This is a genomic window from Bacillus pretiosus, assembly GCF_052947655.1.
The window spans coordinates 292501-300000 of the sequence record NZ_CM129593.1 but is presented as its reverse complement, the minus strand read 5'-3'; the positions used below and the strand labels follow the sequence as shown (position 1 = coordinate 300000).

5 protein-coding genes and 3 rRNA genes (2 of these 8 cut by a window edge) are annotated in these 7500 nt (G+C 39.7%); 5 read left to right on the top strand and 3 right to left on the bottom strand.

Annotated elements, in window-relative coordinates:
- A 16S ribosomal RNA gene (locus ACU8YW_RS01670) occupies positions 1–680 on the bottom strand (it extends 872 nt beyond the left edge of the window).
- Between the two features lie 479 nt (positions 681–1159).
- Here ACU8YW_RS01670 and ACU8YW_RS01665 point away from each other — a divergent pair.
- The 5 genes from ACU8YW_RS01665 (at position 1160) to uppP (ending at position 5419) form a co-directional block, all read left to right on the top strand.
- Positions 1160–1873, top strand: coding sequence for a response regulator transcription factor (locus ACU8YW_RS01665; RefSeq protein WP_046953851.1), 714 nt, complete (start codon positions 1160–1162; stop codon positions 1871–1873).
- Positions 1863–2876 carry a sensor histidine kinase gene (locus tag ACU8YW_RS01660; RefSeq protein WP_426934733.1) on the top strand — a complete coding sequence of 338 codons (1014 nt, stop codon included), beginning with the start codon at positions 1863–1865 and terminating at the stop codon, positions 2874–2876. Before ACU8YW_RS01665 ends, ACU8YW_RS01660 begins: the two co-directional genes overlap by 11 nt.
- A 68-nt stretch (positions 2877–2944) precedes the next feature.
- The gene (locus ACU8YW_RS01655) at positions 2945–3874 is read left to right on the top strand and encodes an ABC transporter ATP-binding protein (RefSeq protein ID WP_426934732.1); all 930 of its coding nucleotides are present in this window, start codon (positions 2945–2947) and stop codon (positions 3872–3874) included.
- Positions 3867–4604, top strand: a complete 738-nt coding sequence (locus ACU8YW_RS01650; protein ID WP_000247712.1) for an ABC transporter permease — start codon at positions 3867–3869, stop codon at positions 4602–4604. Before ACU8YW_RS01655 ends, ACU8YW_RS01650 begins: the two co-directional genes overlap by 8 nt.
- 17 nt (positions 4605–4621) lie before the next feature.
- Positions 4622–5419, top strand: a complete 798-nt coding sequence (gene uppP / locus ACU8YW_RS01645) for an undecaprenyl-diphosphate phosphatase UppP (RefSeq protein ID WP_001279953.1) — start codon at positions 4622–4624, stop codon at positions 5417–5419.
- Between the two features lie 341 nt (positions 5420–5760).
- Here uppP and rrf read toward each other — a convergent pair.
- A 5S ribosomal RNA gene (gene rrf / locus ACU8YW_RS01640) occupies positions 5761–5876 on the bottom strand.
- A gap of 49 nt (positions 5877–5925) precedes the next feature.
- Positions 5926–7500, bottom strand: a 23S ribosomal RNA gene (locus ACU8YW_RS01635) (it continues 1347 nt past the right edge of the window).

Sequence of the window (7500 nt, the reverse complement as noted above, 5' to 3'; positions counted from 1 at the left end):
CTTTCCTCTTCTGCACTCAAGTCTCCCAGTTTCCAATGACCCTCCACGGTTGAGCCGTGGGCTTTCACATCAGACTTAAGAAACCACCTGCGCGCGCTTTACGCCCAATAATTCCGGATAACGCTTGCCACCTACGTATTACCGCGGCTGCTGGCACGTAGTTAGCCGTGGCTTTCTGGTTAGGTACCGTCAAGGTGCCAGCTTATTCAACTAGCACTTGTTCTTCCCTAACAACAGAGTTTTACGACCCGAAAGCCTTCATCACTCACGCGGCGTTGCTCCGTCAGACTTTCGTCCATTGCGGAAGATTCCCTACTGCTGCCTCCCGTAGGAGTCTGGGCCGTGTCTCAGTCCCAGTGTGGCCGATCACCCTCTCAGGTCGGCTACGCATCGTTGCCTTGGTGAGCCGTTACCTCACCAACTAGCTAATGCGACGCGGGTCCATCCATAAGTGACAGCCGAAGCCGCCTTTCAATTTCGAACCATGCAGTTCAAAATGTTATCCGGTATTAGCCCCGGTTTCCCGGAGTTATCCCAGTCTTATGGGCAGGTTACCCACGTGTTACTCACCCGTCCGCCGCTAACTTCTTGAGAGCAAGCTCTCAATCCATTCGCTCGACTTGCATGTATTAGGCACGCCGCCAGCGTTCATCCTGAGCCAGGATCAAACTCTCCAATAAAGTTAGTTTGTCTAGCATCTAAAAATAAAAATTGACGTTTCACGTTGTTTGTTTCGTTCAGTTTTCAAAGAACTACTCGGTCGCTCATTTGCGACTCCCTTATGTTAACATCTTCATCTTTCAATGTCAACTAAGTTTTTTATTTCGTTTGCCGCGTTCTGCGTTATTGCATCGGCGACTTGTCCTATATTACACCTCTAAGATGAAATCGTCAACACCTTTTTATAAAGATATTCAATTTAATATTTTTATGCTCTTTTAGCTAGATATGCCTATACAAAGAGTCATTACTAGAAACCACCTTCTGCTTCTCTTTAATTTATTCTTCCAAAACATATTCGATTTCATTTGAACTCTAGACTTAATTCTTGTAGACATGTCCCTCCAACAAAACTAGCAACCTTATTTTAACAAATACTAGTATATAATTAGAGAGTTGTTGTACTAGCAATAAAACTCTATTAGAAGCAGGTGAAAATATGAAAGATATACGTATCCTTATAGCAGACGATGATAAAGAAATCCGAAATTTATTAAAAATATATTTAGAACGAGAATTATATATGGTAGATACTGCGGTTAATGGTGAAGAAGCCTTGCAATTATTTAATCAAAACAACTATAACCTCGTTATATTAGATCTTATGATGCCGAAAGTAGATGGTATCGAAGTATGTAGAAAACTTAGAGATAAAACTAACGTACCTATATTAATGCTAACCGCTAAAGATCACGAAATTGATAAAATTTTAGGTTTAAGCATTGGCGCTGATGATTACATTACGAAACCTTTCAGTATTCACGAAGTAGTTGCACGAGTAAAGGCTCTTATGCGGCGTTTTTTAGTTCTTGGAAGTAACACTACTGCACAAGAGAAAACAATTTTAGCTTTCAAAGGACTAACTATCGATTTAAATACATACACAGTTCATACAAATAAAGAAGAAATCAGCTTAACCGGAAAAGAACTGGAACTGTTGAAATTCTTTACTTCAAACCCAGGACAAGTATTTACAAAAACACAGCTCTTTCGAAATGTATGGGACGATAATTATATAGAAGACGATAATACCGTTATGGTACATATTCGAAAACTTAGAAAGAAAATAGAAATCAATCCTTCTAATCCAAAATTCATTCAAACTGTATGGGGAATTGGTTATAAGTTTGTAGGTGAAAAACTTGAAGACTGATAAAACCCTATTCCTTATTTCATTACAACTTATCATTTGCGGGCTTTTAAATATACAAATGGGCCCAAAAGGAAAGGTGTCTTTATTTATTACCCTTATTTTAATTACAATGTATCTCTTCTTTTCAAGAATACAATTCATTCAACATCGCAAATCAGTGGACACAAAATTAGGTCGTGTACTAAAAGGAAATTTACAAACGAGATTATTCACAAGCAATGACCCCTCATTACATAGTATCGTTTTTTCAATAAACGAACTAATAGCTGAATTAGAAAAGGTTCGGATCGAAGCAAAAAGATCCGAGGAATCTAGAAAACAACTTTTGTCTAGTATCTCGCACGATATCCGAACACCACTCACCTCTATTATTGGATATATCGACGCTTTAAAAGATGGGGTTGCTGTTTCTGAAATAGAAAAGAAAGAATATCTTAAAATACTTTATATGAAATCAAATAACTTAAAACATCTAGTTAATGAAATATTCAATATGGCAAAGCTAGACGCCAATGAATTTCCACTAAAAGAAGAGGAACTCGACTTTTCTGAAGTTACTAGAGAAGTTTTGATTGAATTTTTACCTGAACTCTCAAAACATAATCTCGAACTACAGGTTCTCATACCAGAATCTACTTGCCCTATCATTGCAGACCACCTTAGCCTTATGCGAATTATGAGTAATTTGATAAAAAATGCCATTTATTACGGAAAAGATGGGAAAACATTAGGGATCGAACTACTAGAAACTGATACAGACTATGAACTTCTTATTTGGGATAAAGGCCCTGGTATTCCAAAACATGATTTACAAAACGTATTTGAACGAATGTACCGAAGCGAACAATCGAGAAACTCCTCTTCTGGTGGTAGCGGTCTCGGGCTTTCAATTTCTAAAGCACTCGTTGAGAGAAATGGTGGGCATATATGGGTTGAAAGTACTCCATGGAAACGAACTACTTTTGGCTTTTCAATTCCAAAATACATTTCTTTTAAGAAATAGTTAAGAAATGATTAATATGCAGTTAAGCCTTCCTTCTTATCATGTAATTAAGAACTTATAGAAAGTAGGTGTTTCCTATAAATACAATTATAAAAACGACTAACCTTACTAAAGTGTATGGCACACAAAAATCAGTAGATAATCTAAATATTAATGTTCAACAAGGCGGGATTTATGGATTCATAGGACGAAACGGTGCGGGCAAAACAACAACCATTCGTATGCTACTCAGTCTTATAAAACCTACAAGTGGAAATATTGAAATATTCGGAGAGGACTTATTTCAAAATCAAAAAGATATTTTAAGAAGAATTGGTTCTATCGTTGAGGTTCCAGGGTTTTATGAAAACTTAACTGCAAAAGAAAACTTATTAATTAATACAAAGATAATTGGGATTCACCAAAAGAATGCTATTGAAGAAGCATTAGAAATAGTAGGATTGCAGCATGAAACAAAAAAATTAGTTGGGAAGTATTCTTTAGGAATGAAGCAGCGCCTAGGTATTGCACGTGCCCTTCTCCATTATCCCGAATTACTCATACTAGATGAACCAACTAACGGGCTCGATCCTATTGGTATTAAAGAAATGCGAAAACTTATTAAATCTTTAGCTCAGGAAAGAAATATAACAATACTTATTTCCAGTCACATATTAGCTGAGGTAGAACAATTAGTTGATCGTATGGGAATTATTCATGAAGGAAGGTTACTAGAAGAAGTTTCTCTTAATACGCTACGTAAAGCAAACCGTAAGTACATAGAATTTCAAGTGAATAATGAAAACAAAGCCGCAATGCTATTAGAAAATCAGTTTCAAATCTTTGATTATGAAGTACATGATGAAGGGAATATTCGTATTTATTCTCATTTTGGACAACAAGGATACATCAACAGAACATTCGTTCTAAATGGTGTAGAAGTATTAAAAATGATGATAAGTGAAGATAGATTAGAAGATTATTTCACTAAATTAGTTGGAGGTGGAACAATTGGTTAATCTACTCTATACAGAACTACTAAAACTAAAACGCTCTAATATGTTTTTAATTAGCATTATTGGGGCTGGTGTCGCACCTTTCTTAGTCGTAGTAGCTTCTTATATACATATAAAAACCAAACAGCCCACTCCGACTATTTGGTTCCATCAATTATTTACTGATGTTAACTTATATACTACTTTAGTGATAGGATTCCCCTTATATGGAGTAGTAATTGCTTATCTGTTTACCCGTGAATATGCAGAAGACACACTAAAGAATTTACTAACTATCCCCGTATCGCGTATTAGCTTTATTATAAGTAAGTTCATCACTCTTTTTCTTTGGATCATGATGCTAACTTTAGTCGCTTGGGCACTTACTTTAATATTAGGGCTATTGGGGAACTTTCCTGGTTTTAACACTGCTTTATTTTTAGGTTCTTTTCTAAAATTTTTAATCTGTGGTGGACTTCTCTTTCTATTGTCTTCACCTATTGTGCTACTAACTCTTGTAATGAAGAGCTATGTACCACCTATTATATTAACAGTCATTATTACAATGACTAATCTTATGCTCGTAAACTCCAAACATAAAGATTTATTTCCGTGGACCGCTACTCTTGATATCGCAAATAATGAATTACAACCCACATATCCACCGGAATATTCTTATATCATCATTGCAGCAACAGCGGTTTCAGGATTTTTTGCAACACTATTCTATTTCAAAAGAGTAGACATTCATTAACTTATAGGAGTGAAACGATGAGCGATATCATTATTGCCTTCATACTCGGTATCGTAGAGGGGTTAGCCGAATTTTTACCTATCTCTTCTACTGGTCACCTTATATTAGTCGGGCATTTATTAGATTTTGAAGGAGAAAGAGCGAAAACGTTTGAAATTGTTATACAGCTAGGGGCAATTTTAGCTATTGCAATTTTATATCATAAACGCCTCGTTTCTTTATGTAATATTAAACCTCTTCTGCGGAAAGAGAAGAAATTCAACGCATTCCATGTATTTCTTGGCGTATTTCCAGCAGTAGTTGCTGGTTTACTACTACATGGTGTTATTAAAACTTACTTATTTCAGCCCTATACTGTCGTAATTGGACTTGTAGCAGGGGCAATTCTTATGCTCTTTGCAGAAGTAAAGAAGAAAGAGGCAACCTCCTATTCACTGGATGATTTAACATACCGTCAAGCATTAACAATTGGATTATTTCAATGCTTAGCAGTATACCCCGGCTTCTCTAGAGCTGGCTCTACTATTTCTGGAGGTCTATTAGCAAAAGTAAATTATAAAACTGCATCTGAGTTCTCTTTTCTCATTGCTCTTCCTGTAATGGTAGGCGCTACAGGCTTAGACTTGTTAAAAAGCTGGAAGTATTTAAGTGTCAATGATATCCCTATGTTTGTGGTAGGATTCATTACCTCTTTTATAGTAGCAATGTTAGCAGTAGTAACATTCCTAAAGCTTTTAGAAAAGATAGGCTTAAAACCTTTCGCATACTATCGTATTTTGTTAGCTATCTTATTTACGCTTTTCGTATTGCTATAAATTCATATAAGTCACAGATAAAAAACCGATATTCAAGTTAGAATATCGGTTTTTTATCCATTTCACATCAAGTACTACCTACTCCAATATGGCATAGCGGGAGTAAATCATCATTAATAATCCAAATGTTCTTCAAGCAATTTTAATCTTTACCGTACGACACAGCTCAAAAATTAAACACCCCTTGGACAGAGAACGAATGTGTATACAAACTATATCCATTCCGCATATATCATATTTCTTAATTCTCAATACACCGATACAAGTTCTAAATGTGTACAAAATGCTCATGCTTTATTAAACACGAAAAAACACAAGTCAAAAGACTTGTGTTTTTAGTTGCTTGGCGACGTCCTACTCTCACAGGGACAAGGTCCCAACTACCATCGGCGCTAGAGAGCTTAACTTCCGTGTTCGGTATGGGAACGGGTGTGACCTCTCTGCCATCATCACCAAACTATGAAGGCATATTCCTTCAAAACTAGATAACATTTGCTTCATATTATATGGTTAAGTCCTCGATCTATTAGTATTCGTCAGCTCCACATGTCACCATGCTTCCACCTCGAACCTATCAACCTGATCATCTTTCAGGGATCTTACTAGCTTACGCTATGGGAAATCTCATCTTGAGGGGGGCTTCATGCTTAGATGCTTTCAGCACTTATCCCTTCCGCACATAGCTACCCAGCTATGCCCTTGGCAGAACAACTGGTACACCAGCGGTGCGTCCATCCCGGTCCTCTCGTACTAAGGACAGCTCCTCTCAAATTTCCTACGCCCACGACGGATAGGGACCGAACTGTCTCACGACGTTCTGAACCCAGCTCGCGTACCGCTTTAATGGGCGAACAGCCCAACCCTTGGGACCGACTACAGCCCCAGGATGCGATGAGCCGACATCGAGGTGCCAAACCTCCCCGTCGATGTGGACTCTTGGGGGAGATAAGCCTGTTATCCCCGGGGTAGCTTTTATCCGTTGAGCGATGGCCCTTCCATGCGGAACCACCGGATCACTAAGCCCGACTTTCGTCCCTGCTCGACTTGTAGGTCTCGCAGTCAAGCTCCCTTATGCCTTTGCACTCTACGAATGATTTCCAACCATTCTGAGGGAACCTTTGGGCGCCTCCGTTACACTTTAGGAGGCGACCGCCCCAGTCAAACTGCCCACCTGACACTGTCTCCCGGGTCGATAAGACCCGTAGGTTAGAATTTCAATACAGTCAGGGCGGTATCCCACCAGCGCCTCCACCGAAGCTAGCGCTCCGGTTTCAATGGCTCCCGCCTATCCTGTACAAACTGTACCAAAATTCAATATCAGGCTACAGTAAAGCTCCACGGGGTCTTTCCGTCCTGTCGCGGGTAACCTGCATCTTCACAGGTACTATAATTTCACCGAGTCTCTGGTTGAGACAGTGCCCAAATCGTTACACCTTTCGTGCGGGTCGGAACTTACCCGACAAGGAATTTCGCTACCTTAGGACCGTTATAGTTACGGCCGCCGTTTACTGGGGCTTCAGTTCAGAGCTTCGCTTACGCTAACCCCTCTCCTTAACCTTCCAGCACCGGGCAGGTGTCAGCCCCTATACTTCGCCTTACGGCTTCGCAGAGACCTGTGTTTTTGCTAAACAGTCGCTTGGGCCTATTCACTGCGGCTTTCCGTTAAGAAAGCACCCCTTCTCCCGAAGTTACGGGGTCATTTTGCCGAGTTCCTTAACCAGAGTTCTCTCGCACACCTTAGGATTCTCTCCTCGCCTACCTGTGTCGGTTTGCGGTACAGGCACCTTTTATCTCGCTAGAAGCTTTTCTTGGCAGCGGGGAATCAAAGACTTCGCTCCATAAGGAGCTTCCCCATCACAGCTCAGCCTTCACGATAAGCGGATTTGCCTACTTATCAGCCTAACTGCTTGGACGTGCACAACCAATCGCACGCTTCTTCTATCCTTCTGCGTCCCTCCATTGCTCAAACGATAAAGAGGTGGTACAGGAATATCAACCTGTTGTCCATCGCCTACGCCTGTCGGCCTCGGCTTAGGTCCTGACTAACCCTGAGCGGACGAGCCTTCCTCAGGAAACCTTAG